This is a genomic window from Limnothrix sp. FACHB-881, assembly GCF_014698135.1.
GTDB lineage: Bacteria > Cyanobacteriota > Cyanobacteriia > CACIAM-69d > CACIAM-69d > CACIAM-69d.
On the sequence record NZ_JACJSN010000022.1, the window covers coordinates 36900 to 61890 of the forward strand.

The 24991-nt window shown below is 52.3% G+C and carries 26 protein-coding genes; 12 read left to right on the top strand and 14 right to left on the bottom strand.

From position 1 onward, the window contains the following. The first annotated feature begins 75 nt into the window (after window positions 1–75). The 8 genes from H6G52_RS16500 (at window position 76) to H6G52_RS16535 (ending at window position 7189) form a co-directional block, all read left to right on the top strand. A complete protein-coding gene (locus H6G52_RS16500; RefSeq protein ID WP_199291639.1) occupies window positions 76–519 on the top strand; it encodes a Mini-ribonuclease 3 in 444 nt (147 codons plus the stop codon). Then, the gene (gene rlmB, locus H6G52_RS16505) at window positions 516–2279 is read left to right on the top strand and encodes a 23S rRNA (guanosine(2251)-2'-O)-methyltransferase RlmB (protein WP_190529722.1); all 1764 of its coding nucleotides are present in this window, start codon (window positions 516–518) and stop codon (window positions 2277–2279) included. The genes H6G52_RS16500 and rlmB overlap by 4 nt, the downstream gene beginning before the upstream one ends. 179 nt (window positions 2280–2458) lie before the next feature. Continuing rightward, window positions 2459–3469 carry an S-layer homology domain-containing protein gene (locus tag H6G52_RS16510; protein WP_190529724.1) on the top strand — a complete coding sequence of 337 codons (1011 nt, stop codon included), beginning with the start codon at window positions 2459–2461 and terminating at the stop codon, window positions 3467–3469. 58 nt (window positions 3470–3527) lie between these two features. Continuing rightward, complete coding sequence (locus tag H6G52_RS16515) at window positions 3528–4340, top strand: hypothetical protein (protein WP_190529726.1); 813 nt, start codon at window positions 3528–3530, stop codon at window positions 4338–4340. A 258-nt stretch (window positions 4341–4598) separates the two neighbouring features. Continuing rightward, window positions 4599–5183 (top strand): hypothetical protein, encoded by a 585-nt coding sequence (locus H6G52_RS16520; RefSeq protein ID WP_190529728.1) that lies wholly within the window; start codon window positions 4599–4601, stop codon window positions 5181–5183. Window positions 5184–5346: 163 nt separating this feature from the next. Next, window positions 5347–5931, top strand: coding sequence for a hypothetical protein (locus H6G52_RS16525; protein WP_190529730.1), 585 nt, complete (start codon window positions 5347–5349; stop codon window positions 5929–5931). 95 nt (window positions 5932–6026) lie between these two features. Then, the gene (locus H6G52_RS16530; protein ID WP_190355961.1) at window positions 6027–6386 is read left to right on the top strand and encodes a hypothetical protein; all 360 of its coding nucleotides are present in this window, start codon (window positions 6027–6029) and stop codon (window positions 6384–6386) included. A gap of 200 nt (window positions 6387–6586) precedes the next feature. Further along, the gene (locus tag H6G52_RS16535; RefSeq protein ID WP_190529732.1) at window positions 6587–7189 is read left to right on the top strand and encodes a sugar O-acetyltransferase; all 603 of its coding nucleotides are present in this window, start codon (window positions 6587–6589) and stop codon (window positions 7187–7189) included. A gap of 122 nt (window positions 7190–7311) precedes the next feature. On the opposite strand, the gene H6G52_RS16540 is transcribed toward H6G52_RS16535, so the two are convergent. The 6 genes from H6G52_RS16540 to H6G52_RS16565 form a co-directional block, all read right to left on the bottom strand. Next, the gene (locus H6G52_RS16540) at window positions 7312–7761 is read right to left on the bottom strand and encodes a hypothetical protein (RefSeq protein ID WP_190529734.1); all 450 of its coding nucleotides are present in this window, start codon (window positions 7759–7761) and stop codon (window positions 7312–7314) included. A gap of 57 nt (window positions 7762–7818) precedes the next feature. Then, complete coding sequence (locus H6G52_RS16545; protein ID WP_190529737.1) at window positions 7819–7956, bottom strand: hypothetical protein; 138 nt, start codon at window positions 7954–7956, stop codon at window positions 7819–7821. 212 nt (window positions 7957–8168) lie between these two features. Then, entirely contained in the window at window positions 8169–8480 is a 312-nt protein-coding gene (locus H6G52_RS16550; RefSeq protein ID WP_190529739.1) for a hypothetical protein, read from the bottom strand. A gap of 245 nt (window positions 8481–8725) precedes the next feature. Then, entirely contained in the window at window positions 8726–8872 is a 147-nt protein-coding gene (locus tag H6G52_RS16555; RefSeq protein WP_190529741.1) for a hypothetical protein, read from the bottom strand. A gap of 34 nt (window positions 8873–8906) precedes the next feature. Then, the gene (locus H6G52_RS16560) at window positions 8907–9641 is read right to left on the bottom strand and encodes an HNH endonuclease (RefSeq protein ID WP_190529743.1); all 735 of its coding nucleotides are present in this window, start codon (window positions 9639–9641) and stop codon (window positions 8907–8909) included. Beyond that, a complete protein-coding gene (locus H6G52_RS16565; protein ID WP_190529745.1) occupies window positions 9613–10560 on the bottom strand; it encodes a DNA adenine methylase in 948 nt (315 codons plus the stop codon). Before H6G52_RS16565 ends, H6G52_RS16560 begins: the two co-directional genes overlap by 29 nt. 391 nt (window positions 10561–10951) lie before the next feature. Here H6G52_RS16565 and H6G52_RS16570 point away from each other — a divergent pair, with 391 nt between their 5' ends. Then, window positions 10952–11512 (top strand): 3'-5' exoribonuclease domain-containing protein, encoded by a 561-nt coding sequence (locus H6G52_RS16570; RefSeq protein ID WP_190529747.1) that lies wholly within the window; start codon window positions 10952–10954, stop codon window positions 11510–11512. A gap of 26 nt (window positions 11513–11538) precedes the next feature. On the opposite strand, the gene H6G52_RS16575 is transcribed toward H6G52_RS16570, so the two are convergent. From H6G52_RS16575 to H6G52_RS16595, 5 genes are all read right to left on the bottom strand, one after another. Beyond that, complete coding sequence (locus H6G52_RS16575; protein WP_190529749.1) at window positions 11539–12132, bottom strand: hypothetical protein; 594 nt, start codon at window positions 12130–12132, stop codon at window positions 11539–11541. Then, window positions 12125–13060: a CBASS oligonucleotide cyclase gene (locus tag H6G52_RS16580; protein WP_190529751.1), complete on the bottom strand. Its 936-nt coding sequence runs from the start codon at window positions 13058–13060 to the stop codon at window positions 12125–12127. Before H6G52_RS16580 ends, H6G52_RS16575 begins: the two co-directional genes overlap by 8 nt. Beyond that, entirely contained in the window at window positions 13060–14046 is a 987-nt protein-coding gene (locus H6G52_RS16585) for a hypothetical protein (protein ID WP_190529752.1), read from the bottom strand. Before H6G52_RS16585 ends, H6G52_RS16580 begins: the two co-directional genes overlap by 1 nt. Beyond that, on the bottom strand, window positions 14033–14578 hold the full coding sequence (locus tag H6G52_RS16590; protein ID WP_370567730.1) for a 7-cyano-7-deazaguanine synthase: 546 nt from the start codon (window positions 14576–14578) through the stop codon (window positions 14033–14035). The genes H6G52_RS16585 and H6G52_RS16590 overlap by 14 nt, the downstream gene beginning before the upstream one ends. A gap of 301 nt (window positions 14579–14879) precedes the next feature. Beyond that, the gene (locus tag H6G52_RS16595; protein ID WP_190529756.1) at window positions 14880–17087 is read right to left on the bottom strand and encodes a phosphoketolase; all 2208 of its coding nucleotides are present in this window, start codon (window positions 17085–17087) and stop codon (window positions 14880–14882) included. 200 nt (window positions 17088–17287) lie between these two features. On the opposite strand from H6G52_RS16595, the gene H6G52_RS16600 reads away from it, so the two are divergent. From H6G52_RS16600 to H6G52_RS16610, 3 genes are read left to right on the top strand one after another with little or no spacing between them, the layout of a single operon-like run. After that, window positions 17288–18121: an alpha/beta hydrolase gene (locus tag H6G52_RS16600; RefSeq protein ID WP_190529758.1), complete on the top strand. Its 834-nt coding sequence runs from the start codon at window positions 17288–17290 to the stop codon at window positions 18119–18121. 55 nt (window positions 18122–18176) lie between these two features. After that, window positions 18177–18722, top strand: a complete 546-nt coding sequence (locus H6G52_RS16605; RefSeq protein ID WP_190355973.1) for a Uma2 family endonuclease — start codon at window positions 18177–18179, stop codon at window positions 18720–18722. Between the two features lie 32 nt (window positions 18723–18754). Then, window positions 18755–19300 carry a Uma2 family endonuclease gene (locus tag H6G52_RS16610; RefSeq protein WP_190529760.1) on the top strand — a complete coding sequence of 182 codons (546 nt, stop codon included), beginning with the start codon at window positions 18755–18757 and terminating at the stop codon, window positions 19298–19300. 36 nt (window positions 19301–19336) lie between these two features. On the opposite strand, the gene H6G52_RS16615 is transcribed toward H6G52_RS16610, so the two are convergent. From H6G52_RS16615 to H6G52_RS16625, 3 genes are all read right to left on the bottom strand, one after another. Next, complete coding sequence (locus H6G52_RS16615; protein WP_190529762.1) at window positions 19337–20917, bottom strand: adenosine deaminase; 1581 nt, start codon at window positions 20915–20917, stop codon at window positions 19337–19339. Between the two features lie 343 nt (window positions 20918–21260). Further along, window positions 21261–23480 carry a transglycosylase SLT domain-containing protein gene (locus H6G52_RS19195; protein WP_190529764.1) on the bottom strand — a complete coding sequence of 740 codons (2220 nt, stop codon included), beginning with the start codon at window positions 23478–23480 and terminating at the stop codon, window positions 21261–21263. A gap of 45 nt (window positions 23481–23525) precedes the next feature. Continuing rightward, on the bottom strand, window positions 23526–24026 hold the full coding sequence (locus tag H6G52_RS16625) for a GNAT family N-acetyltransferase (protein WP_099534201.1): 501 nt from the start codon (window positions 24024–24026) through the stop codon (window positions 23526–23528). Window positions 24027–24991: the final 965 nt, after the last annotated feature.

The window sequence follows — 24991 nt, forward strand, 5'->3', positions numbered from 1 at the left end:
TTGGCTGTGGAGTTACAACCGGCGATCGCGACGGATTCTCCGAGTGTCGAAGCAGGCTGGCTAGCCGCCGCGGCCTTGCGATCGCCCCTCCCCCTCAGTTCGTCAATTCCCGCAGCCGAAATTCAACGTCTGTCGCCGGCTGCCTTGGCCTATTTAGGCGACTCCGTTTACGAACTTTACATCCGCTGCTATTACCTCTTGCCGCAATCACGCACCCGCACCTATCACGATCGCGTGGTTGCCCAAGTTCGCGCTGAAACCCAAGCCCGCCATCTAGAGGCGCTGCTGCCCCACCTGACCGAGGCTGAACGTGAGATAGTTCGGCGCGGTCGCAATGCCACTGATAAGCGTCCAAAACGGCTCGCGGGTGGAATATACCAGGCCGCCACGGCCTTTGAAACCTTGGTGGGTTATCTCTACCTAACCCAGCCGTCCCGACTGACCGAGTTGTTGGCCCGGTTGGATTTGTCGCCGTCTGTTTCCTCTCATGCGACTTTAGATCGCAACTCTTCATCATGACTGATTTTTCGTATCGTAAGGGTCGTACCGGCAATTCAGCAGGCCAAGCCGGTCAATCCAGCAAGTTTGAGCGTCCGGGGAAACCGGTTAAGGGCGGACAGTTTCAGGGCAAGGGACGGTATCAAGGTTCCCAAGGGGGAGAAGGCTCGAAGGGGCGTTACGAGGGACGGCGCGATCGCACGGATGATTTTGGGTTCTCCGGGGAAGACCGGGAACGCCGCAACTATGACGGGGGCGAGCGCCGGGATTTTGGCAAAGACCGGGACTTTGGCAAGGAAAAGAAGGACTACGGCGGCCAGCGATCGGGCTATGGCTCCCAAGGTCGATCGGGTTATGGTTCCCAGGGGCGATCGGGCTATGGCTCCCAGGGATCGCAGGGATCCCAGGATCGATCGCAAGGATCGCGGGGCTATGGCTCCGGCCAGCGTGACGGCGAGTCCCGGGACTTTGGCGGTAAATCCTTTGGCCGCAAGCCTTTTGGTGGCGGTCAGGGCGGCCAGTCCTTTGAGCGCCGTGGCCGGGATGGCGATCGCCCGAACCGTGGGGGAGATCGACCCTTTAGCCCTCGGGGCGATTGGAACCGGGAAGAGAACCGGGACTCGCGCGGTGGCGAGGGTTCAGACTTCCGGGGCAAGAAATTTGGCAAGGGTCAAGGCAAGTTCAGTCGGCCCTTTGGAGATCGACCCGATCGCCCTGACCGGCCGGAGCGGAACCGGGATGAGCGTCGGGATGGTGACTATGGCTCACCCCGGGGCGATCGGGGTGAACGAAGCGATCGCGGTGAACGGGGGGATCGGTCTCCTCGGTTCGATCGTGGGGGTGATCGCCCGGCCTTCAGTCGCCGTCCCGAAGGGGGCAAGTTTGGCGGCCGCCGGGATGGGTTCCGCGAGCAACACCGGGATGGCCAAGGCCGGGACTTCGGCGGGCGCGATCGCGCTGCCCATGCCTTTGATGGCAATACCCAAAATGGCAACCCAACCACGGGCGAAGCCGAAACCAACAATGACATCATCTACGGCCGTCATTCGGTGTTGGCAGCCCTAGAGAGCGAGCGCACCCTGCACAAACTCTGGATCGTGCCCCAGTTGCGCTACGATTCCCGGTTCATGGGGCTGCTGCAAACGGCTAAGACCAACGGCACAATCATCGATGAAGCCACCTATAGCCAACTGGCGCGGCTGACGGATGGGGGCAATCACCAGGGTGTGGCAGCCCAGGCGGCGGCCTACGATTACTTGGACTTGGCGGATGTGATTGAAAAGGCCAAGGCGGCCACCGATCGCGCCGTGTTGGTGGCAGTTGATGGGGTGACGGATCCGCACAATTTAGGGGCGATCGCCCGCAGTGCCGAAGCCTTGGGCGCAAAGGGTATCATCATTCCCCAACGGCGGGCCGTGGGCGTAACTTCCACGGTGGTGAAGGTGGCGGCCGGCGCGATCGAACACCTGAACATCGCGCGGGTGGGCAACTTGGTTCAAGCCCTGGAAACCCTGAAGGCCGCTGGCTTCTGGATCCATGGTTTGGCCGCTGAGGGCAGCGAACCGATCGACAAGGTAGACCTCACGGGCCCGATCGTGCTGGTGATTGGCGCAGAGGGCGATGGCCTGAGCCTGTTGGTGCAAAAAACCTGCGATGTGTTGATGTCGATTCCCATGAGCGGCCACACGCCCAGCCTGAATGCTTCGGTGGCGGCGGGCATGGCGCTCTATGAAATGAGCCGTCAGCGTCGCCATCAGTCCTTGGACTTGCGGGACTCCTAGGAGCGCAGCTGCGATCGCGCCCTGATTTTGCCTCCCAGCGGGCCATTTGCTAGGCTGTCCGGAGACTTAGCCGCCACCGAACCTCAAGGGGCCGGGAACGGTTAAGCCCCGGGGTTACCTCGTGCCTCCGGTGCGAGTTGATGAGAACCCCGGCCATGGTCTGAGTTTGGAGGTGGTGCGTGTCTCAATTGCCGGATGGGCCCTTGCCCGAGGATCGATCGCGATCGGCCCGCGAGACTAATGACGAATGGATTGCGGTCTTAGTGGCCCTGCTAATCTTTGGGGGATTGTTCTGGTGGTTTGCCAGTCGTCAATCAATCCCAGTGGGTTGGCAGGGCTTGCTGCGATCGCGCCCCATTGCCCCTGAAGCGCCTGAGGGCACAGGCAAAGAACCCACGAGGGCGATCGCCCCTTCGCCCCAACCCGACGCGCCCGCCAAGGCCCCAGCCGCCTCCCCCACGGCTCCCCCGGTGGCTAGCCAAACCCTAGCTCCTGCGGCTCCTGCGCCCATCCCCGCCGCCCCAGCCCAGCCGATCGCCCCTGCGCCGTCTGTTGCCCCAGCCCTTGAGCCAGCCGCCTCGGAGCCAGTGGCCGCGCCCTTTAAGGATGTGGACGGGCAACATTGGGCCTATCCCTTCATTGAAAAACTGCGGAAAGACAAAATTATTGCCGGGTTTGAGGATGGCTCCTTCAAGCCCGATCAACCGGTGACCCGGGCTGAATTGGCGGCCATTTTGCGAGATGCCTGGGCGGGGCCCACGGTGCGATCGCCCCTACCCTTCCCGGATTTGGCTGCCGACCATTGGGCAAAATCCGCTGTCGATCGAACCGTTGTGTTAGGGCTGATGCGCGGTTATCCCAATGGACAATTCGCCCCCGACCAACCCATTTCTCGCCTTGAACTCTATATCACCCTCGCCTCTGGGCTGAATTTGCCGCTGCCGGAACCGCCCGATCGCCAACGACAACTGGAGCGTTACAGCGACGGCTTGGCCCTGGCCCGCTGGGCCCAGCCCAAGGTGGCCGCCGCCAGCCAAAGCAACCTCGTCACTTACTATCCCTTGCGCGATCGCCTGGATGCCCAGCGGCCAGCAACCCGCGCGGATGTGGCCGTGGCGCTCTATCAAGCCTTGGTTTGGCAAAAACGCCAAGCCCCGATCGCCTCGCCCTATCTGTCGCCCCAACCCTAGGGAGGCGATCGGGCAGTTTGTTCAGGGCAAAATCAACCCCCCAGCGGATTTCCGATGAATGCGGTACGGGTTCCCGGTGTGGATGCTGCCTAGGGCGATCGCGCTAGGTTGGGAACCGAACAGGCTGATCAACAGCCATTCTCCAGCATTCCGCACCGCAACCAGCCCAGAGGGAGGGGCGATCGCCGTGAATCGATCGGCTAGGCAATCTCGATTATCGCAAGTCCGTTTCCAGCCACGGCCCGGCGTTCCCACCCTCGGGGCGATCGCCCTGCTGTTGCCCTTGGTGGGCTGTGGATTCAGCTTCAAAGCCGACATCCAAAACGGCAACTTGGTGGTGAACAGCGGCTACGAAATTTCCGAAACCCTGCTGAACCAAAGCCCCATCAGCTTCAAAGGCGATCCCGCTTCCTTTGTGGAAACCATCGATCGCTTTGAAATTCAAGAGGGACAGGTGCGCGCCTTTGGCAAATTCGTTTGTCCCGACAAGCGCCTAGAACCGGGGAGCCTCGATTTTGTGTTGCAAGCCAGCTCCCGGCAACTGCTTGAAGCCAAAATTGCCCGCGTGGATTCCCCCTGTATCACCTTGGCTGACCCTCGAATCATCACCGTGAATCAGCTTTTGGCGGATAGTTTTCAGCGCCTGGCCGCCGGAACCCGAGAAATTGAAGTGACCCAAGTGAAGGTGGGTGACCAAAAAATCGCGATCGACTTCCAATGGGTCACACCGCTGGAGTCACCCAGCCCCGCCGCCAGCCCCGCCGCGCCCGATCGCCCCGCCAATTCACCATCCACCCTCAACAATCCAGCCCCTAGCGATTCATTGCCCAACAATCCGCTACCTAACAATCAACCTGGCACAGATATCTAGCTAGCATTGAGCCACCAGAGATTGGGTTAATCCAAATCTTGCCAAATCTCGCCCGATTTCGCCGTTAGCCAGCATTGATACCTAGGATGCAATCTGAGGTTGATCCAAAAGATCGATTCAAGAGGTTGATCCAAAAGATTAATCCGAAAGATTGATCCAAAAAATTCAAGCAGCATTAATTCAATAGGGCAAATTGGGATCAATGAGGGTGAATTAGCGGTATCTAGGATATTGGAAAGTAATTGCCTGTGTAAAACCATGACTGACCTAACCCGAGACTATATTTTGGCCGTGGACGCTTCCAGCTCCATGGGTATTCAGATGCCGAACGGTCAAACCCGTTGGGCCGCCGTTGCCGAAGCAGCCTTTGGACTGGCCCAGGCGATCGAGCAATTTGATCCCGATGGCATCCAGGTTTATACCTTTGCCTCTGGGGTCAAGGAACATGGCAACGCCAACGCTCAAACCGTTGCCAATTTGTTTAGCCAAAATCGCCCATTTGGGTCAACCAACCTGGCTGGACTGTTGAACTTGGTGTTGCTGCAAAAGTGGGTTCCCGAAGTGCCCACCACCTTGATTATCGTCACGGACGGGCAACCAGACGACAAAGCTGCTGCCGCCCAATCCCTGGTGGCTGCCACCAAAAAAATGCAATCGGACGAGCAACTAGCGATTACCTTTGTCCAAATTGGCGATGATCCGGGTGCAACCAATTTCTTGAAATTCCTGGATGACGAGTTAATGGGATTGGGCGCTAAATTCGATGTGGTCGATACCTTTTCCGCTAGTGAATTTGGCAATCGATCAATTGAAGAAATTCTGCTTGCCGCCATCCAAGATTAAGAGAAATCAATGGGCGCAATGTTCAAGCATCAACGATCAGTGAAAACGATCAGCGAATGGGTCATGATTCAGCGACCAATTTCCTGAAAACCATGGGCACTAGTTGCATCACTTCTCTAGACGCTCTGATCGTTTAACCACCTTTTTTCTATCAAATTGAGACATGATTAGCCTCAAGCGTGATTACATTTTGGCGATTGACGCTTCCAGCTCCATGGGCATGACCCTTCCCAATGGGCAAACCCGCTGGGCCGCCGTTGCTGAAGCGGCTTTTGGGCTGGCCCAAGCGGTGGAAAAACTAGATCCAGATGGAATTGAGGTCTACACCTTTGCCAGCAAAATTCGTGAATTTGGCAATGCAACGGCGGTGACGGTGGCCGAAATTTTTAGCCAAAATGAACCCTTTGGTTCCACCAACTTAGCAGGGCTTTTGAATGAAGTTTTGCTAAAGAAATGGCAAGCGGAAGTCCCCTTAACCCTATTGGTGATTACCGATGGTCAGCCCGATGACAAAGCCGCCGCGGCCCAAGCGATCGTCGCGGCCACCAAAAAGATGTCCGTTGATGAACAGTTAGCCATTAGCTTTGTTCAAGTGGGGAACGATCCGAGCGCAACCAACTTCTTAAAGTTTTTGGATGATGAATTAATGGGGTTGGGAGCCAAATTCGATGTGGTTGATACGTTCCCTGCCAGTACCTTTGGCGATCGCCCGATCGAGGAATTGCTGCTGGCTGCGATTCAAGACTAAAATCGTTGGCTGAGAAATGTTTTCTAGCCAATATTTTTTAACCTCGGTTTTTGACCATTTCTCCACGTCACCTCTGAGAACTTGAGAGATTTTATATGACTCAATGGACAATGCGATCGACCTTGAAATCGGCCTTGGCGGCCACTATTGCAGTCCCGATGGTGGCCCTGTCGGCAGCCATGGCCAAAGCGGACACAGAGTCAGTGACTTTCACGTTGGTGAATGGCACTAGCTCAACCATGACGCATTTCTATGCTTCGCCCCCCAGCACCAGTTCTTGGGAAGAGGACATTTTGGGGGTTGATGTATTGAACCCTGGCGAGTCCGTTGACATCACTATTGATGATGGCCGTGAAGATTGTACCTATGACTTCATGGCTCGCTTTGCTGATGGCTCAGATTCGGTCAGTTCAGGCACAATTTGCGGTGGGGAAACCTATACGTACACCGATTAAGCCCAGGTTTCTCGATCGATTCAACACTGAAATGGGCAAAGCTCGATCGAATCAAAAGACATTTCAGAGCGAGCCGATCGGCTTGTTTTGATTAATCCCACCACTGTACAGATTGCATAGAACCCCAGGAGATGATCAATGACTCGTGAATCGCTCCTGGGATTTTGATTTTGATGAAGGTCGATTCTGGGAGGCTGATAATGGCTAATTTTGCCGAAGAACATAGCGAAAAAAGCAAAATGATCGCAGGGCAACTATACCTAGCCTCCGACTCCCAACTCATCCAAGAACGGGCCCGGGCCCGCCAACTTTGCCGTCGCTATAATGCCACCACCGAGGAAGAACCCAACCTAAGGTTCAGCATTTTGCGCGATCTTTTAGGCACAGCGCCACCGGAAATTTATATTGAACCGAATTTTAAATGTGACTACGGCTATAATATCCATTTGGGCAATCATTTCTATGCCAATTTTGATCTCATCATTCTGGATGTTTGTGAAGTGCAAATTGGCGATTATTGCCTAATTGGCCCTCGGGTCAGCATTTTAACGGCAACCCACCCGATCGACCCGGATTTGCGGCGATCGGGTCAGGAATTTGGCAAGCCGATCTCGATCGGCAATAACGTTTGGATTGGTGGTGGCGCGATTATCAACCCCGGCGTAGCGATCGGCAATAACGTGGTGGTTGCCTCTGGTGCGGTGGTCACCAAAGACGTGCCCGATCGTTACATTGTGGGCGGTGTCCCCGCCAAAATTATCCGACATTGCACAGAGAATCCACGCGAAAGTCGGATTTCATGAATCAAAATTTCGGTTTTGGTGCTCAATCGCGATCGCCCATTCTATCGGTTTTTTTCGTTGCTGTAATACCGAATCAACTTTTTCAGTTTGCTCTAACAGGTTTGTTCCACTGCTGGTACTTATCAACTAGTTTCCTCTTCTTGAAATGGGTTTGCGTACCACTGTACGTACCACAGTTCTAAATCCTCATCATCTGGATAGTCCTCATACTTTGGAATATGAATCTGGTAAGAATCATGAAAAAACAAATTGAGACTGCTATCTTCCAAAAATTCATACCCTGTGAATACGCTTTGATTTAACGGATGAAATAGATTGCACCATTCTTTGAATCTTGGATTGTAATCAATATCTTCATAATGTGGGCAGAAGGAGGCATCTGTAATCAGTTCTCCATGCTGCATGAATGACCAAGGTGGGTCAATCCAAATATAACCTTGCCTCTTTAACTGGCCTCTTGCTTCAAACCTGATTTTGATTGAATTACAAGCGATCGAGTGGGAGCAAGTTTTCCCAACAAAATCTCTCAGAATTGGTTCATACTGCTGTCGGTCACTAACGGTGTAATCCAATTTTCTGCCTCATTCCCAGTGCTACAGATATGCTAACAACCTTCCATCTTCGAGCTATTAACCTTGACGACTGACAAGGGGTCTGCCAGACACGTCTATAACCTTACCGATCGCCCCAGCAACACCACAGCCCCAGCCCAACAGCGCGATCGCCCGTTTCGCCAGGTTCTCAGCCGCCAGACCGTTGAGGCTCATCAGACGATCGGCTTCAGCATTGCACTCGTAACGCTGGTCACGATCAACAACGCATCACTGCCGAAGAGGCGATCGAACGTCGCATTATCCATAGCAAGATAACGACCCAGGCTCAGCGACCCGGCGCACGGGGCGTAACGATTGCAAACTAGGTGTCATGGTTTGTAACTTCCTCACTTCGGCCTCCAACTCTCCGGTAAGAATCGCCCTAACTACGCGAAAACGTCTTCACCGTAGGCTCTCGCAATCGCGGTGTCGAAACGGCTGGCAAACTCGCAGAACTCCTGCCCCCAACCACTGCTCACACTGACCTCCTGGATTGGGCCGGTGGGAAGAAACAAAAGCTCAATGTCGGAACGCTTGGGTATGTCGCCAGAGTCAATGCGAGCAACAATGCTGTCAATCTCTCGAAGTGCTGCCGGTGCATCCTTCCATGAAGACCAATCAAAGTTATTGTCGGGCCGCGAAAGGAACTGGCGCACCTCTCGGAGAACCTCAACCAACTGTTGGTGCTTGGAATTCATAGAGACGTGCGAATGACACCTAATTATTTATTAGACCGCAGCTGCGGGATGACTCTTTCAGCAGAGCGTTATCAAGCAGTTGCAGTGTAATTTCAGTATGAAGGGTATTATCCCGCAGTTACGAGATAATACCCCCACTTATAGAACTTCTACCGCAACGATCGCCCTAGCAACACCACAGCTCTAACCCAACAGCGCGATCGCCCGTTTCACCAGCTTCTCCGCCGTCAGACCATTGAGGCTTATCAGACGATCGGCTTCAGCATCGCATTCGTGCCGCCGGTCACGCCCAACAACGGATCACCACCAAAGGGGCGATCGAACCTTGTGCACATCATCCATAGCAAAATAACGGTGAAGCTGTGCGACGGCAGATAACCTTGAACACTCATCAATAGCCTCTGTTACATCTGAACGAAAGCAGTGTTAGCCGTCGCCACTGCGCTCAAGCTCACGCTCAATAATCTCTTTGACCAACTCAGGTAGTTCCTTTTCTAGGCTGACAGCCCTTTGCTTGAGTCTTTCATAAATCTCAATGTCATCTCCTTCCCAAAGCAGATCTATTCTTCTGATCTGCCGCATTGCAATATGCTCATAGCTTTCTGGATAAGCCCAGTAGCAGGATAGACAAATAGATTTATCCTTAATGCTGTTCCAGTTTTCGCAATGTTCGCATGACCACGACTTAGCCCGGTTAGCTGAGCCACAAAGCAACATGAAATTTTCTGGGGCTAGATCCGGCTCACCAGCAACTTCAAAAGGGACACGATGATCAATTTGTAATTCGCGTTGATTGACCTCTTCAAGATAAATAAAACACCTGCATCCATATCTGCTAATCAGCGCCTCTTTAATCTGCTTGGATAAACCTGTTCTGCCAGAAAGGCGAGTGAATCTTGCCTTGCTAATATCTCCAAATCGATATGCAGCTATTTTTCTGCCATCGCTTCCAGTAACACGAAAAGTTTCTAACGGGATACCGTTTTCTCTGACATCTCTAGCTGCTCTTGGGGGATGGTTATAACCGTAAGTTTCTTTTAATTCCTCAGTTGTAATAAATCCGTGTTGCAAGATGTGGTCAATGACTGCTTTCGGTCTCTTTGCTGTTACAGAACGGCAAAGTTCCAGGAAGTTATCGGGTGGCTGCTGCGAATTCTCCATGCGTTTCCAAGAGGGTTAGCTGCTTTGGTTGCTGGTCAATATAGCTAAAATCACAGATTTTAGTATTCATTAAGTTTTTGGATAAACTTGGCGACAAGTACAGCGACTCAATTGTATTTTCTGCTTTGCCTAGTAAGGTAGACTGCGAAGATCTGCCAACTTCGATTTCGATTTTTTCAAGGTTTAAGCGCTTAGGAAGAACTTTGCCAAACGCCTTATCACCCAATTTACCGTCGTAACTGATGATAAATGCAGATCCTTTGCGATTTAATTGTTCAAGCACCAACACAAAATCATCGAAATCTATTCCAGACAAATATCTTGAATCTCTATTTCCGCAGACACCTTGGTATGGAGGATCCATATAGATAAAATCATCTTCCTGGATTTGCTCTAATACTTCTCGGTAATCCAAATTGGTAAACTTACATTTGCTTTTGAGCAAACTAGAAACACCAACTATGTTTTTTCTCATTGTTTCGGGTCGTGTTCCTTTGCGTCTTTTGTCCGGACTTTGGTTAAACAATCCTTCGGAATTGTAGCGAACTGACCCTTTAACGCATCTTGCTAGTAGATAAAGAAGTAGTTTTGGATCGTTAGTCTCATTGAATTTTGATCTGACTTCAAAGTAATGGTCTACAGAATTGGGATGTTGTTGATTCCATAGCTCTAAGTAAAAATCGGCTATTTCGTCTGGTTTTTCTACAGCTAGTTCTAGGAGCTTGATCAGCGGATGGTTCAGATCATTTAACCAAAAACTCTGGGTGATCTGACTTGCGGACGTAGCAACACTAATTGCAGCAGTTCCAGCAAAAGGCTCTACTAGCCTATTGAGTTTTTTGGGAAAGAACTGGAGGATGTGTTTTGCTAGCTTCCTTTTGCTGCCTTGATATTGAATGAAGTGGGGTAGGTTTGCCATCGCCATACAAGGACAAATGATCTTACAGTGGCTTATCAGGATGGTTTGAGCTTATCGCTTAATTCAAGCATTTTTTTGAGGGCGACAGGGGGGCGAGGCTGAAGTTTAAGACGGCTAACGATTCATTCGGCTGCAATGATCGCCCGTTTCACCAGTTTCTCCGCCGTCAGACCGTTGAGGCCCATCAGACGATCGACTCCAACGTGGAGATCGTGCCGCCGGTCACGCCCGACAACGTATCACTGCCAGAGGGGCGATCGAACGCTGTGCATCATCCACGGCAAGATACAGCCCTTACCTTGATTACTAAGCACATATGAAAATGGTTTTGGACTGATGTCAGTAAATAGATCATAATTAAGAAGCAGCTTGACTATTTGTCTAAACAATCATGACTGAAGTTTATGTCAGTACCGATATTGAAACTAACGGTCCTATCCCTGGGCCGAACTCAATGCTTAGCCTTGCATCTGCTGCCTACTTGAAAGATAAAACCCTGGTTGGAACTTTCGCTATTAACCTTAAACCTCTTTCCGACGGAAGCGCCGATCCTAAAACAATGGAATGGTGGCAAAGCCAACCTGATGCTTGGCAAGCAACTCAGATCGACCCTCAAGAGCCTTCAAATGCTATGCAGAGTTATCTGGCTTGGTTGAAGTCATTACCTGAAAACCCAGTATTTGTGGCTTACCCCGCCGGGTTTGATTTTTTATTTGTGTACTGGTATTTGATTCGATTCACCGGCGAAAGCCCATTCTCTCATTCAGCATTAGATATCAAGACTTACGCAATGGCCATACTTAAAACAGAGTATTCACAAGCTGCCAAACGAAATATGCCGAAACGTTGGATTTCTACTATTTCACACAGTCACGTTGCCTTGGATGACGCTATCGAGCAAGGAACTTTATTTTGCAACATGTTGGCAGAGAATATGAAATTTGAAAGCTGATCGTTGTTAGTGCCAACTAGCTGGGGCTAAGGTTGACTGGGGGGCCTTCTATTGCTTTTCAGTAAGATCTTCAATCGTAAGAACCACAAAGGTACATATGGATTTGCATCAATTTCCTTACTGATGGCTATTTTAAACAAATGCCACTGTTTCAGAGGAAGAAATTGTCTCTCTGATATTCCAGGCAGGTCACGTGTGTTGAAATAAGCCTCCTCTAGCGTACTAACCTTATCTTCAGTTAGTTGGGTTGACTTGGCTTCCAATCGCTTAATTTCATACCTCATCTTTGCATAGTGATTTACTGCCTGAGCATGTGCCGCAGCTTTTTCAGCAGGTTGCCAAGCGAGGAGCACAAGACTGACCGAGAAATTGGCTGTAGCAGTAATACCGTTAATCCACTTAAAGATATCAGGTGAAATACCCGTAGTACGTTGCAGGAAATCATCAGAAATAAAGGCGATCGCAAGTAAACAAGCTGAAAAGATTAACAAGAAAATGTTTGTTGTTGAATTCCACCAATCGTAGTGGTCTCTGAGTCTACTATGCATAGTAGCCATCTGATTAGCTCGCCGACTCATTGTTTTGAGTTGTTCGACTAGAGGATTGTTAGGATTACTCATCACCAAACCACTCTTGCCATTTTGCTAGTGATCGTCGTGTGTCAGCTACCTCCATTTGTGCTACCAACCTTGATAATGATTTAGAAACTTGATGCCGCTGGAGACTATTAGCTGAGCCTAAGTAATCATCTACATGCAAAGACTGCCCAGTACGATCTGCTATTGGTGATTTAACAAAATCTGTAGAGGCACGGCACATAAAAATCAACATTTCTTTATAAGATGTACCACCCTGATAGTTCTCAAAAACCTTTATAGCAAGCGATTCAGCGTGATAACCTGATAGGTCTACTCCACACTCATGCATCAGCCCCTTGAATAGCTTGATAATTGGCACTACCTTCCCAGAATTAGCTTGATTTACTTCGGTCAGCTTACGAGCAAAAGAAGCTGGGCGTACAACATTGCTCCATTGCCCCGGATCTCTAGAACTTGCAATTCGGAACCCTGAAGCTGTTCTTATTGTGGGTAACAGTTGCAGTTTAGTGCCATCTGGGTAAGACACTGTTACTGCCAAATTACCGGACGAAATCTGAACGCCATCCACATTCCTTAACGCAGCTTTGATTTGAGATTCAAAATGCCTTAAAACTTCCCGTGGTGATGCCTGCGCCAACGAGGTATTGTTTATTTGTACAAGTAAATCAACATCGCTCAAACCGTTAATGTAGGTGTGCTTGCGAACCGAGCCACCAAAAGCTAGATCAAAGGTTCCTTCAATTCCCTCATTTATTGCATCTTTTAAGGCATTAATATAATTCCAGTTCTTTGAAGTATCCCTTTGGTTAAAATCTTTTAATACTTCTTGAAGAAGACTATTAGCTTGGCTGTTGTAGACCGATTCTTCAGTGCAATCTCTAACTTGCTGAATCAGTCGCTCAATTTCTGAACTCTTTGGGGTATATCTTGAGCCACTACTACTGCTCATCAGCTTCCTCCCTCAAACTCAATACCTGTTAGTTTAACCAAACACAACACTTGTGTAAGAAGACTTTGACCTAGACAAAATTCATTAATCAAGCCTGTTTTACAGAACTTTTTCATGCTTCTAGTTAAAGCTTCAAGATACTCAAGGTTGGAAATCCAACGGGTAAGTAATAAATCCTCTTCAGAAATACACCATTGTTTCTTCAAAACGGTTGCAGTTGAATGATATGCCACAAACCCGTGATCAAATGTGTACCGCAACCAAGCTAATCCATCAAAAACATCAGCCCCGCATAAAAAGTAAATAACCATAGTAGCAGGATCCAAGCAACCGAAAATATGAATTGGTGTTTCCAGTCCTATCTCTAGAAGTGCAGTACGAATTTGAAGAAGATTGCAGCATCTCTCAAAAAGTGAGCCTCCTAACTCTTTCTCAGTAATTCCTAAAATTGAGAATGGTTCGATCAATTGAATGTTATTAGTTAAAGTGCCTAAATTAATTAAGCTCTTACCATCTTCTGGCTTGTATAGAAAGTTGGCAGCATAATTGGGATATTTTTGGAAAAGTTTTTTTGCTAAATTAACTTGAGTGCTAATAGGATGAGGGTCTGAGTAATCGTAATTCACAATTACTAGTCTGGAAAGAGGCTGTAATCTTTCTAGGACGGCTTCGTAATAATCGGTTGACCATCCGTTTGATAAACGCCCATCTACATATGATTCAGTTAAATCTGAAACAGGTTTAGCTTCATAACCGCCGCTATCAATAAAGAGAATATCTGAAGAGTATATATCATCTTGAGAAATGTTTCCATAATGAATGTCGTAGGCACTTATTAAAGAAGATTTACTCAGATATCGTTTTGTGTTGTTGTAAATGTCTTCGATGAAAGGAAAGCCGCGACTTGAAAAAGACGGAATAATAATGGGTGTAGATGTATTGATTGTAAGAATTTGTCGTGACTTACAAATTTCACTCACTCTCATTTAATATTCTCCTATCAATACAGGATGAGCATTCCCCACAAGGAATGTCGCTGTTTCGCTCACAGCTGTAGGTAATTTCAACTGGAACTTTCAACTCGTCACAGAGACTTAGTATCTCGCTTTTTGTAAGCTCTAAAAATGGGGCTTCAATTTGGGTAGAACCACTAAAATATCCATCGAGAATTCTTTGCATGTCATCGACGAAGGCTTTAGAGGAGTCGTAGTATGGAGTACCTTTATGAATACCTATAGCGAGTCTAGCTGATTTGGAGGAAGAAAGGCTAGCAACAGAAAATAATAGAATAGCGTTTCGGCAGTAGTACTCTCCCTTGTTACTAACTATTGATAAGCCTAAATTAATTTCTGTTACAGGAATTTTATAGTAAGATGAAATATTTTTGACTGCACGCTTCTCGGCAGCACTACTAGGATGTCCATAGTTAAAGTGAAATCCTTTCACAAGCAATCCTTGTGAAATATAAAAAGCAACTAGGGCTGTCGAATCTATCCCACCACTCAACAGCAAATTCACTTCAGGTAATCTCAGCTCCACAATAAAGCCTCTCGTATACAATCAGTACTGTATGACAGTGCATTATTTCTTAATCATTTTTACTTTTGAAGCTACTAAACGATATCTTCACTACATCCTCATCTCCGATTGGAGGGCCAGGTATTTATTAGACCGTATATGCAGGATAACTCCTTCAGCAGAGTGTTATCAATCAGCTACAGTCTAACTCTAGTCCAAGGGGTATTACCCCGCAACTGCGAGATAATACCCCCACTTATAGCACTTCTACCACGACGATCGCCCTGGGATCGTCACAGCCCTAACCCAACAGCGCGATCGCCCGTTTTACCAGGTTCTCCGCCGTCAGACCGTTCAGACCCATCAGTTGGCCAGCAGTAGCCGTCGTTTCGCCGCGCTTCCAGGCAAACACATCGCGCGGGGCCGTGCTACGCAAGACGATCGGCTCCAGCATCGCACTCGTGCCGCCGGTCACGCCCAACAACGCATCACCGCCAAAGAGCCGATCGAACGTCGCATCATCCACAAAGTGAGCATCCGGCTCCGAGCACATCTCCACCGCCACATCGGTCGATCGGTACAGGCGACGGGGGCTGATCACCGCCACAATCCGCGAACCGATGCCCTGGGCCGCCAACTGTTCCGCCGCCGCGATCGCCGGGGTCAGCGTCATATCGCCAATCACCGCCAAGACCACCGTTTTCTCACCGGGCGTTTCTTGCAACACAAAACCGCCATCCTGCAAGGCTTGGCGCGTTTGCTCAAAGGTCGAAACGATCGGCAGCGGCGACTTGCTGACCGTAATTGTGATCCCCTTGTTCACCTGAGCCAGCGCCCACTCATAACAAGCCTGGGTGCTGTTGGCATCGCAGGGGAACAGCGGGAAGATATTGCCGTTGCGCATCATCGCCGCGAAGTAGTTTTCGATTTCCGGGCGTTGGTGCGTCCAGCCGTTGCGGCCCTGCTCCAACGCACCCGCCGTGAACAGGCAGACCGTGGCGGGGGTGGGGCGGCGCAGTTCGGCCATGGCTTGGGTGACGGTTTGCCAAATCGGCAGCCCGTTGATCGCAAAGGACTCGTAGGAACACCAGAGCGATCGCGCCCCAAACAGCGCTTGACCCACGGCCAACCCGGCGCAGGCATCTTCGTTCAGGGGTTCGTAGACCTGACCATCGGGCTGTTGGAAATAGGTGGGGTCGGTGGTGGGGTGAACAATTTTCAGGCCCACGTTGATGTTGTTGATGCCCGAGGCGGCGTTACCGTCGGCGTTGGTGACGATGAAATCCGGGTCAGCCTTGCCCACTTGCACCACCAGATCGCCCATGGCCGTGGTCGAAACTTTCTTTTCGCCGGCCGGGAATTCCACCAGGTTCAGCTTGCCCAAATCCGCCAGGGGCCGAACGCTTTCGGTGACGGCCACTTGGGAGCCGGGGCCACCGCCCGATCGCTCAAAATTCGTCCGCACCAGTTGCCAAGCCTCCGGCGACAGGGCCCGTTCCTTCAGGGCCGCCACAATATAGTCCCGCTCCAGGTTGTCACCGGGATAGAGGTTGTGAGATTGGGCCCCGCGCTTGTGGACACCCGCCCCCTTCAGTTGCTTGATGATCAGCACCGTCAGCTTGCCACCCAAGGCCAACTTCGCCGCCTTGTCGGTGGCTTCCAGCACCGCTTGGGCAAAAACCAACCGCTGGGCAAAGGAGAACTGGGTGCTATCGACGTAATCGCCCGCTTGGTCGGCATCGTCGAAAGCCTTGGCATCCAGCAACACCACTTCTTCAAAGCCGTTGCCGCGCCAGTAGGCTTCCATGGCGGCGTTGGATTTGGTGGAGACCATGCTGTGGTGCTCTTGGCTATAGCCGTTCCAAATCAGGATCGGCAGGAAGTTGGTGGCCTGCGGATAGGCGGTGTTGAAGTGGCCAAAGCTGCTCATGATGTAGGGTTCGCCCAGGCCGCCATCCCCGATCGTTACGGGGAACAGCGTGCCGGGAAACAGCTTCGCGCCGGCCATGGCGAAGTGCTGACCCTGGCCCAGGGGGCCGGCGGGGGCGAGCAAGCCGGGAATTTGTCCCGACAGGTGACCCAGCAGCCCGTGGGTTTCCCGGAAACGATCGCGCAGTTGCTGCACCGTTGTGATGCCCATGGCTTCGAGCGATCGATCCAAGAATACCTGGGAATAGAAACCGGGGGCATGGTGACCCACTTCCGTGGTGAAGTTCTTGTAGCCCAGCATGATCAGCGCCGCCATCACATCGGCGGAACTGGCATAGCCGCCGGGGTGGCCCGATTCCTTGCTGGCGGTCATTTGCACAATCAGGTAGCGCAGGGCATCGGCCGCCAGGAGAGTTTGGAAGGCCGCCGCTTGATCGCTCGGACTGGCGATCGCCCCTGTGGTCGCATCCACGGCTGGCGCAGCACCCAGGGTGTCAAATTCGGGCCAAGGCGCACCGAAGTATTGAATGCCGTCGCAAAACGCAGGCGTGGTCGTGGGTGCGGGGGTTGTGGCGGTCATGGGCAATTCACCTAGTGGTTCGACTCTCTCGACTGTAAGGCCAGTCTTGAGGCGATATTTTACAACCTTGATGTTGCTAAAGTCGCAAGCCGATCAAAACCGGCCCCTTGGCTGCCTGTGGTGCGGGTGGCCGGTTGGCGGGCCGCGGGCGGCGACCATCGGTCAAACTAGCTGATAAAAATCAAAATGGGTCACTGGTAATGTGGTCTTCCCAGTTGCGATCGCTGTTAATTGGTGAACTGAGTTGGCAGCGATTGATTCGATCAATTGTTTTTGTCTATGTGGCAATTACGCTGTATGTCTTCTTTCGGGCGGATAGCATGATCTTTTTGCCACCGCCGCCGAGCTATGTTGACAGCCCTGAAATTTTGAAAATTCCGGTCAATCCTCGGGAAAAAATTTCAGCCCTTTATTTGCCACAGAAAAACGCCCGATCGACCATTCTTTATATTCACGGTAATGCCAGTGACTTGGGGCAAATTCGGCCCTGGCTGTTTCAGTTACATAACTGGGGCTATCCGGTGTTTGCCTACGATTATCGTGGCTATGGAACCAGTGACGGCAGCCCCAGCGAGGCCAATGCCTATGAAGATGCGGAAGCGGCATATCAATATCTCACCCAAACTTTGAAAATTGCGCCGCGCAATCTTCTGGTTTATGGGCAATCGCTCGGGGGTGGATCGGCCACGGAGTTGGCGCGACGGCATCCGGTGGGAGGCTTAATTTTGGAAAGCACTTTCACCTCTGCTTTTCGGGTGGTGTTACCGATTGCGATTTTCCCCTTTGACAAGTTCACCAATCACAGTAAGTTGGCCCAGGTGCGATCGCCCGTTTTAGTCATTCATGGTCAACAGGATCAAACGATTAATTGGTCCCACGGGCAGCAACTCTACGCCGCCGCTCCCGGAATGAAGCGATCGCTCTGGATCGCTGGTGCCGGCCACAATGATTTGAGTGAAGTGGCGGGCGATCGATTGCGGCAGTCTCTCGCGGAATTTGCCGCCCTAGTCGAGACCCAAAACGCCGCGCCCTAGGCCATCAAACCTGTTGATAGACTGGGGACAATTCCCCGATCGAAACTGGTCGCCTATGTTGACCCTGGCGCAATGGACTGTGGCGGAATATCACCAAATGATCGCGGCGGGCCTATTGGTCGATCGCCGTGTGGAACTGTTGAACGGGCAAATTATTGAAATGTCACCGGAAGGGCCGGAGCATACCTATCGCGGCGAAACCCTGGCGGAGTGGCTGCGCGATCGCCTGCGGGGGCGAGCCTATGTGCGGGAAGCGCGACCGATTACCCTAGACCATTCGGAACCGGAGCCGGATATTGCAGTGGTGCGGGGCGATCGATCCCAATTTGTCCAACGACATCCCGGCGCGGCGGATCTGTTTTGGGTGATTGAAATTGCCCGATCGACCCTGACCACAGACCTGACCCACAAGCGGGATCTCTACGCGCGGGTGGGAATTCCGGAATATTGGGTGGTGGATTTGGTGAATCGGCGGGTGGTGGTGTTTCGGCAACCGGAAGCGGGCCGCTACAGCCAAGAGGAAACGGTGAGCGATCGCCCGATCGCCCCGCTGGCTTTTCCGGACTGCGCGATCGACTTGGCCCAGCTCTTTCAACCGTAGAGTCTGCCGCGTGACGACGCGACAACGCAATTATGTTGACCCTGGCGCAATGGACTGTGGCGGAATATCACCAAATGATCGCGGCGGGCCTGCTGGTCGATCGCCGCGTGGAACTGTTGAACGGGCAAATTATTGAAATGTCACCGGAAGGGCCAGAACACCGCTACCAGTGCAGCAGTTTGGGCGATCGGTTGCGGTTGTTGTTGCGCGATCGAGCTTGGATTAGTGAGGCACACCCAATTACGTTGGATGACTCGGAGCCGGAGCCGGATTTGGCAATTGTTCGGTTGCCTCGATCAGCCTTTCGCGATCGCCACCCGGGGCCAGCGGATCTGTTTTGGGTGATTGAAATTGCCCGATCGACCCTGACCACAGACCTGACCCACAAGCGGGATCTCTACGCGCGGGTGGGAATTCCGGAATATTGGGTGGTGGATTTGGTGAATCGGCGGGTGGTGGTGTTTCGGCAACCGGAAGCGGGCCGCTATAGCCAAGAAGAAACGGTGAGCGATCGCCCGATCGCCCCGCTGGCTTTCCCGGACTGCGCGATCGATCTAGTTCAGCTCTTTCAACCGTAGGAAAATCGGGCGTAGGAAAATCGTGAATTTCCTGCGTTATGGGCCAGTGCGAAACGAGGGCAAGGCTTCAAACTGGGCAAACTCCGATTCAAGTTTCCACTGCACCCGGGCGCGATCGCTCTGGGCCAAAAAGCCCCGACAACCCGCCGAAATGGAAGCAGCGTTGGGCGAATCTTGGGCACAGGCGGCAGTCACTGCGTCAAAATTTGACGAATTCCAAAGACTGGCTCCCGAGAGGAAACTATATTCCAAACTATTGCGCGCCAACCGTTTGAGATCGGCATAGCTCAACTGATAGCGCAAGATTGCCAATCCATACTCGTTGCTCAAATCAATGCGAGCAATGCCCTCATCATCGGAAGCCAACGTCATCGGCACACCGGCCGCGAGATATTCGCGGAAGGGATGTTGGTTGCCAGCCACGTTCAAAATCACCTCATTGCTGGTGAGACAAATTTCGACTAACACGCCCCGTTTGCGCATTTCTGCCATCAATTGAAAGGGATTGTTTTCATAGAGAATGCTCACCCCATGGCCAATGCGACTGGCCTGAGCCACTTCCACCGCTTGACGAATATGAAAACGCAGATCATTTGGTGGCACTAGGCCCAGGGTTAATTCCCCTGCATGAAGAGAAATTTTGACTTCCGGAAACTGCGTTTTTAGAAATTGCAACATCTGCATTTGTTGCTGGTAGTCGCGCAGGGCTACCGGGTTATCTTCGGGCGCAACTAAGTTGATCCCCACAACGCGAGAGTTCGCTTTAGCCAACTCAAAGGCATAAACAAATTGGGCAAAAACTTCTTCGGGCGCTTTGGTGCGTGTGGTTTGTTGCAAATAGCGCACCGTCACTTCACAGCCCGGTTGAGCCATGGGCGTATCGCAGCGTAAAGTGTTGGCGACCTGGCGTTCAAGATTCGCCACCTCCTGGCTCCCTCGGACAACCAGATCCATTAAGCCGCGATCGAGCAGCGCGCGCCGCATTTGGGCAAAGTCGCCACTCCAGCCCACCGCCCGCCCCAGTTGACGCACTTCAGCGCCTTGAACAGTCATCAACAGTTCTAAATAGAAAATATGCTGATCAGCAGCGCGATTGGCCACCTCCGCCACCATGTCGTCCTGGCGCGACGGAGCAGAAGAAATTTCCGAAAAGCCGCCAAACGCCTGGAAAAATTGATCATGTCCCGATCGATTGGCAAAAGGCAGATTGCGCGTTGACCACAGATTAATCAGGGCATCGTAGGTGTCAGGACGATTGGGCAACTGCGAGGCGGGAAAATAGCGGCTGTTTTGACCACAGGCACTCGGTGGAATCAGGGTTAGGGCCTGGGGATCAATGCAGTAGCCATCGGCGGCGGCCCACTCCAAATAACGCTCCGCATAAACGGCCCCGCTCAGGTGTGTATGAATGTCGCCTCCTTTCGGCATTCGCTGCACAAAGGCCCGAATCGCAGGGGGACTGGCGCGGTGTTGCTCCAGCCATTGGCTCACTTGGGCTTCGGCATCACGGCGCGATCGCGGGTTTACGGGAGCTTCTTGGGCGGCAACGCTGGAAACAACCAGGCCAGAACCAAGCAACAGTCCCCATAAAACGGCGAAGGAGGAAAGTTTGGGCATGGAAAACCGGGGGCGGTGGGAGAATTTTGGTGAACTGTACCGCCAATTTTTGCCCAATCATTCAACCATATTCAAATTCTAAATAAATTTACATTTATGTTTTCAATATCTGTTTGAAAAGCAGCTAAGGATTGCAATATCTTTCTGGAAATTATCCATTATTTACATCGTTTACCTCGCCAACAAGGGGCTTAAGCCCCTTGTCCCACGTGATTTCATGGCGGCGATGTCAAAGTTTTGGGTGATTTGATTAACAGCCTGAACCCCTTTTTTTTGATTAATAGAGTTAGAATTAGATCGACATTTGGCTTGGTTTGACTTGATTTGAATTTTTAAGCATCCTCTAGGGGCTGTTTTGGGGTTTGGAATCAGCTTGAAACGGTTGCAAAATTGCTTGGGTTTCCGGGTTGTAGAGCCGGAGATAATTCCAATAATTGCCCAACACGTTTTCCACATAGCCGCGCGTTTCCGAAAAGGGAATTTGCTCCACGAATCGATCGAGATCCGCCGTGCCAAATTGCTTCACCCAGCGGTTCACATTGCCCGGCCCGGCGTTGTAGGCGGCGACGGCTAGCAGACTGTTGTTGTCATATTCCCGGTGGGTATAGTCCAAAAACCAAGTGCCGAGTTTGATGTTGTTCGGGGGATTTTCCAGGGTGTAATCCTTGAAGCCGATTTTGTTGGCTACCCATTCGCCCGTGGAAGGTAACACCTGCATTAAGCCCACGGCATTGGCGATCGAGCGGATGTCGCGCTCAAAGTGGGACTCTTGGCGAATTAGCCCCAACACGAGGGCCGAATTCAGGTTTTGGGCCCGGGCCCCGGCGGCGATCGCATCCCAATAGGGACGGGGATAGAGCCGCCGCCAATAGTTCAAGTCTCGACGGGCGGCCGCAAACTGTTCCCGATCGCCCGGTTCCTCTCGCCACCGCAAATTGGCCAGGGCAAAAAGACCGGCTAAATAATCGCCATTGCCCAGTCGCAACGTGCCGTCCGTATATTGCTCTGCAAAGGTGGGCTGGTTGCGGTTTTGGAATTCCGTTTGCCAATAGTCAAAGGCAGCGCGGTCTTGCTCCAGTTGATAGAGCGCTTGCAGGGTGGGCGATCCGGCGGGTAAGGGGGCGCGGGGGGGCGGCGGTTGCAGGGTGGGTTGCCCCGATCGAATGGTGGTGAAATCTCCGACCGGTAACCCCAACTTCACCGCCGATCGCCAGGCGTAGTAGGACTCGGGATACTGTTGCAGGGTGTGGCGGTAGGCCGCTTGGGCGGCAGCTTGGTCTCCCAACTGGGCGGCCCATTGCCCAGCCCAAAAGCTGGCCCGGGGGGCATCTTCATGCTCAGGGTTTTGTTGCACCAGGGCGATCGCCCATTGGCGGGCCGCTTGGGGGCTGGTGGTGGCGGCTTCCTCGGCCAGTTGCCAGCGCAAATCGCCGGCCGCGTCGCTGTTGCTGAAGGTTTTGAAGAGTCGATCGCGATCGGCCGTGGTGGGCTGTTGCTGATTTTTCAGGATCCGCACTCGCTCCAGCAGGGCCCGAGGGGCATGGGTGGGGTTGGCCAGGGCGCGATCGAGCAGGGCCAAACCTTCGGCCGGCGGCACTAACCGGGCCAAACGGGTCATGCCAAAGGCCGCTTCCGGAGCTTGGGGAAATTGCTGAATCAGACGACGATAGCGGGCGATCGCCTCGGGCCGTTTGCCCCCTAGTTGGGCCCCCCGCCCGGCCCGATAGGCATGGAGGGGGCTGGGGGTGGCTTTGGCGTAGGCATCACCGGCCTTGGCGTATTGACGACGATCCCAATAGATCCGCCCGATCGTGGCCCAATCGGCGGGGGTGATGGCGGTGGCGAACTGACTTTCTAAGGGCCCCAGATAGTTGCCCACGTCCCGCGCATCGGGGGCATGGCGCAATAGATATAGGAACCAGTCGGGGCGATCGGGCGTTTGGGCTAACCGTTGCTTGGCTACCGCAATCGCCCGGGGATGCGATTTCCAGGGAGAATCGGCCGCCACCAGGCGATCAAGCCACTTTGGATCCTGTTGACCCAACCCATAGAGCGCTTCCGCCGTGGCCGGATCCTGGGGAAATTGCTTCAGCAGGGTTTGCCAGGTTTGGCTGGCCCCAGCCCGATCGCCCCCTTGGAGTTGCGCCTTGGCCCGCAGGGCCAACACCGGAGCCAACAGCACCGGATCATCAGCATTTTCCAGCCACTTCAGGGCCGTTGCATGGTCTTTGACGCTCAGGGCTTCCGTGGCCAACACATAGCGTGCGCCCGATCGGGTCAAGGAGTTGGCCGATTCCGCCAACTCCGTCAGGGGAGGCACTTTGGCCGCTTTGGGATCCTTGGCCTCGGGACTGGGCGTTTCTTGGTGAATTCGGGCCGCGGCCACTTCGGCTAATCCCGTTGTGGGGGACTGGTTCGCCTGACGATTGGCCAACCAATCTCCCATGGGCGACAGGGCCGCACCAACCCCCAAAGCCACGGCTCCCGCAGCCCCCAAACCCACCACCCAAGGGCGATCGCGCCACAGGTGACGTAAACCCACTGTCCAAGTTGCAAACTTCACGGCCGGCCTCGATCGCAAGACACCCTAGCCATTGTGCCGCAGTCCCTAGGCCGATGTGGGTTGGGCCACCACCTCCGCCACCGGCACCACCTCCGCCCCTTGGCAAGTTGGCAAGGGTTCAATCAAGGGTTGATTCAACAACACCATGGTGGTGCTTTGGTTTTCCTGGAAACCAATCCGTTCATAAAACGCCTGTTGATTGGTGGTCATTAAATAGACTCGCTCCACCCGGCAGAGTTGCGGGTGCGCCAAAACCGTTTGCACCAATTTGCGCCCAATGCCAGCCCCTTGATAGGTGGGATGAACCACCACGTCCCAAATTGTGGCCCGATAGATGCCATCGGAGGTGGCCCGGGCAAACCCAATCAACCGATCGCCATCCCAAGCGCTAATCACCGGCAAACTGTTGGCCACGGCTAATTCCACGTCCTCTCGGCGGCGATCGCGCGCCCAAAATGCCGTGTCCTGAAACAGTTGATGGAGCTGGTCAAAATCAATCTCTTCGGCGCGATCGCGAAACTGAATATGGCTGCAATCGAGAGGCATGGCAGTCGCAGGCAAACAACGACAATTGCAGTTGATGGTAAACGACCCATCCCAACTTTGGCAGCGTCCTGGCACACGGAAATGCAGCCAGGTTCGATCGGCCCAAAATTCCTTCCAAAATCCCTTCCAGAATCCCTTGCTCCAAAACCTGACCCTAATCAGTCTCTAACCCGTCCCTAATCGATCCCTAATTTGCCTCGGGTAGGGTGTTGGGGAATCGCTGCCGGGAATGTACCGCCCTCCGTCAGCGCCCGATCGCGCCCTTGGTCCCAACTCGCTCCGAAAGCCGGGATCAACAAGCCGGGATCAGCCCTTGCCAGAACATCTGAAATATGAAGGGCGATCGCGTCAATTTTCCCCAACCCGCTAGCAAGCACTATTGGGTTCATAACCATTTGTAAGTAAATCGCAACTAAAAAGCCCCATTTCTGACTTCTTTATTGCTATAGATCGCATTTTTTAACAGTTGCGAATTATTTCAACCTACGGGGATCAAACCCATTAGAATCAGATCAGTTAGCGCTAGACAACCTAGTTAGTTAACTCCCTTAACCATCGTTTCAAGTTATTGCCTCGTTTCGTAGAGGGCTACATAGACCTTGTGGCTCTGTTCGTTAACCAAAACCCCAGTGGTTTTGATGGGCTTGTAACATGCAGCATTGTCATTGATTCTGAATCAGAATCCTCTCGGAAGTCTTAGTTGGCTAAAATAATCATTAGCCAATCCGTTAGCCAATTAGTTAGCTCAGCTAAAGCGCAGTTGGTTATCCGTCTTTCGCAGTTGGCTTGTCACGATTTTGCGGTTCGCTGTTTCTCATTGATCGTTTGATCAGTCAGTTCTTGCTTGTTTTGTGGAACTGCTGGCAACTGAAGACAGGTTTTCTCGGCTTTTCGACCTTGATGATGTTGATGGCTGGCTTGAGTTCTGATTAACTCGCTGGCTCCGCTGAACATCACGGGTCACC

What these genes read in the sequence shown, in the direction of transcription:
- rlmB (WP_190529722.1), top strand. Translation starts at nt 516, where the DNA reads ATGACTGATTTTTCGTATCGTAAGGGTCGTACCGGCAATTCAGCAGGC.
- H6G52_RS16515 (WP_190529726.1), top strand. Translation starts at nt 3,528, where the DNA reads ATGCGGTACGGGTTCCCGGTGTGGATGCTGCCTAGGGCGATCGCGCTA.
- H6G52_RS16520 (WP_190529728.1), top strand. Translation starts at nt 4,599, where the DNA reads ATGACTGACCTAACCCGAGACTATATTTTGGCCGTGGACGCTTCCAGC.
- H6G52_RS16525 (WP_190529730.1), top strand. Translation starts at nt 5,347, where the DNA reads ATGATTAGCCTCAAGCGTGATTACATTTTGGCGATTGACGCTTCCAGC.
- H6G52_RS16530 (WP_190355961.1), top strand. Translation starts at nt 6,027, where the DNA reads ATGACTCAATGGACAATGCGATCGACCTTGAAATCGGCCTTGGCGGCC.
- H6G52_RS16535 (WP_190529732.1), top strand. Translation starts at nt 6,587, where the DNA reads ATGGCTAATTTTGCCGAAGAACATAGCGAAAAAAGCAAAATGATCGCA.
- H6G52_RS16545 (WP_190529737.1), bottom strand. Translation starts at nt 7,956, where the DNA reads ATGAGCCTCAACGGTCTGGCGGCTGAGAACCTGGCGAAACGGGCGATC.
- H6G52_RS16550 (WP_190529739.1), bottom strand. Translation starts at nt 8,480, where the DNA reads ATGAATTCCAAGCACCAACAGTTGGTTGAGGTTCTCCGAGAGGTGCGC.
- H6G52_RS16555 (WP_190529741.1), bottom strand. Translation starts at nt 8,872, where the DNA reads ATGAGTGTTCAAGGTTATCTGCCGTCGCACAGCTTCACCGTTATTTTG.
- H6G52_RS16560 (WP_190529743.1), bottom strand. Translation starts at nt 9,641, where the DNA reads ATGGAGAATTCGCAGCAGCCACCCGATAACTTCCTGGAACTTTGCCGT.
- H6G52_RS16565 (WP_190529745.1), bottom strand. Translation starts at nt 10,560, where the DNA reads ATGGCAAACCTACCCCACTTCATTCAATATCAAGGCAGCAAAAGGAAG.
- H6G52_RS16570 (WP_190529747.1), top strand. Translation starts at nt 10,952, where the DNA reads ATGACTGAAGTTTATGTCAGTACCGATATTGAAACTAACGGTCCTATC.
- H6G52_RS16575 (WP_190529749.1), bottom strand. Translation starts at nt 12,132, where the DNA reads ATGAGTAATCCTAACAATCCTCTAGTCGAACAACTCAAAACAATGAGT.
- H6G52_RS16580 (WP_190529751.1), bottom strand. Translation starts at nt 13,060, where the DNA reads ATGAGCAGTAGTAGTGGCTCAAGATATACCCCAAAGAGTTCAGAAATT.
- H6G52_RS16585 (WP_190529752.1), bottom strand. Translation starts at nt 14,046, where the DNA reads ATGAGAGTGAGTGAAATTTGTAAGTCACGACAAATTCTTACAATCAAT.
- H6G52_RS16595 (WP_190529756.1), bottom strand. Translation starts at nt 17,087, where the DNA reads ATGACCGCCACAACCCCCGCACCCACGACCACGCCTGCGTTTTGCGAC.
- H6G52_RS16600 (WP_190529758.1), top strand. Translation starts at nt 17,288, where the DNA reads ATGTGGTCTTCCCAGTTGCGATCGCTGTTAATTGGTGAACTGAGTTGG.
- H6G52_RS16605 (WP_190355973.1), top strand. Translation starts at nt 18,177, where the DNA reads ATGTTGACCCTGGCGCAATGGACTGTGGCGGAATATCACCAAATGATC.
- H6G52_RS16610 (WP_190529760.1), top strand. Translation starts at nt 18,755, where the DNA reads ATGTTGACCCTGGCGCAATGGACTGTGGCGGAATATCACCAAATGATC.
- H6G52_RS16615 (WP_190529762.1), bottom strand. Translation starts at nt 20,917, where the DNA reads ATGCCCAAACTTTCCTCCTTCGCCGTTTTATGGGGACTGTTGCTTGGT.
- H6G52_RS16625 (WP_099534201.1), bottom strand. Translation starts at nt 24,026, where the DNA reads ATGCCTCTCGATTGCAGCCATATTCAGTTTCGCGATCGCGCCGAAGAG.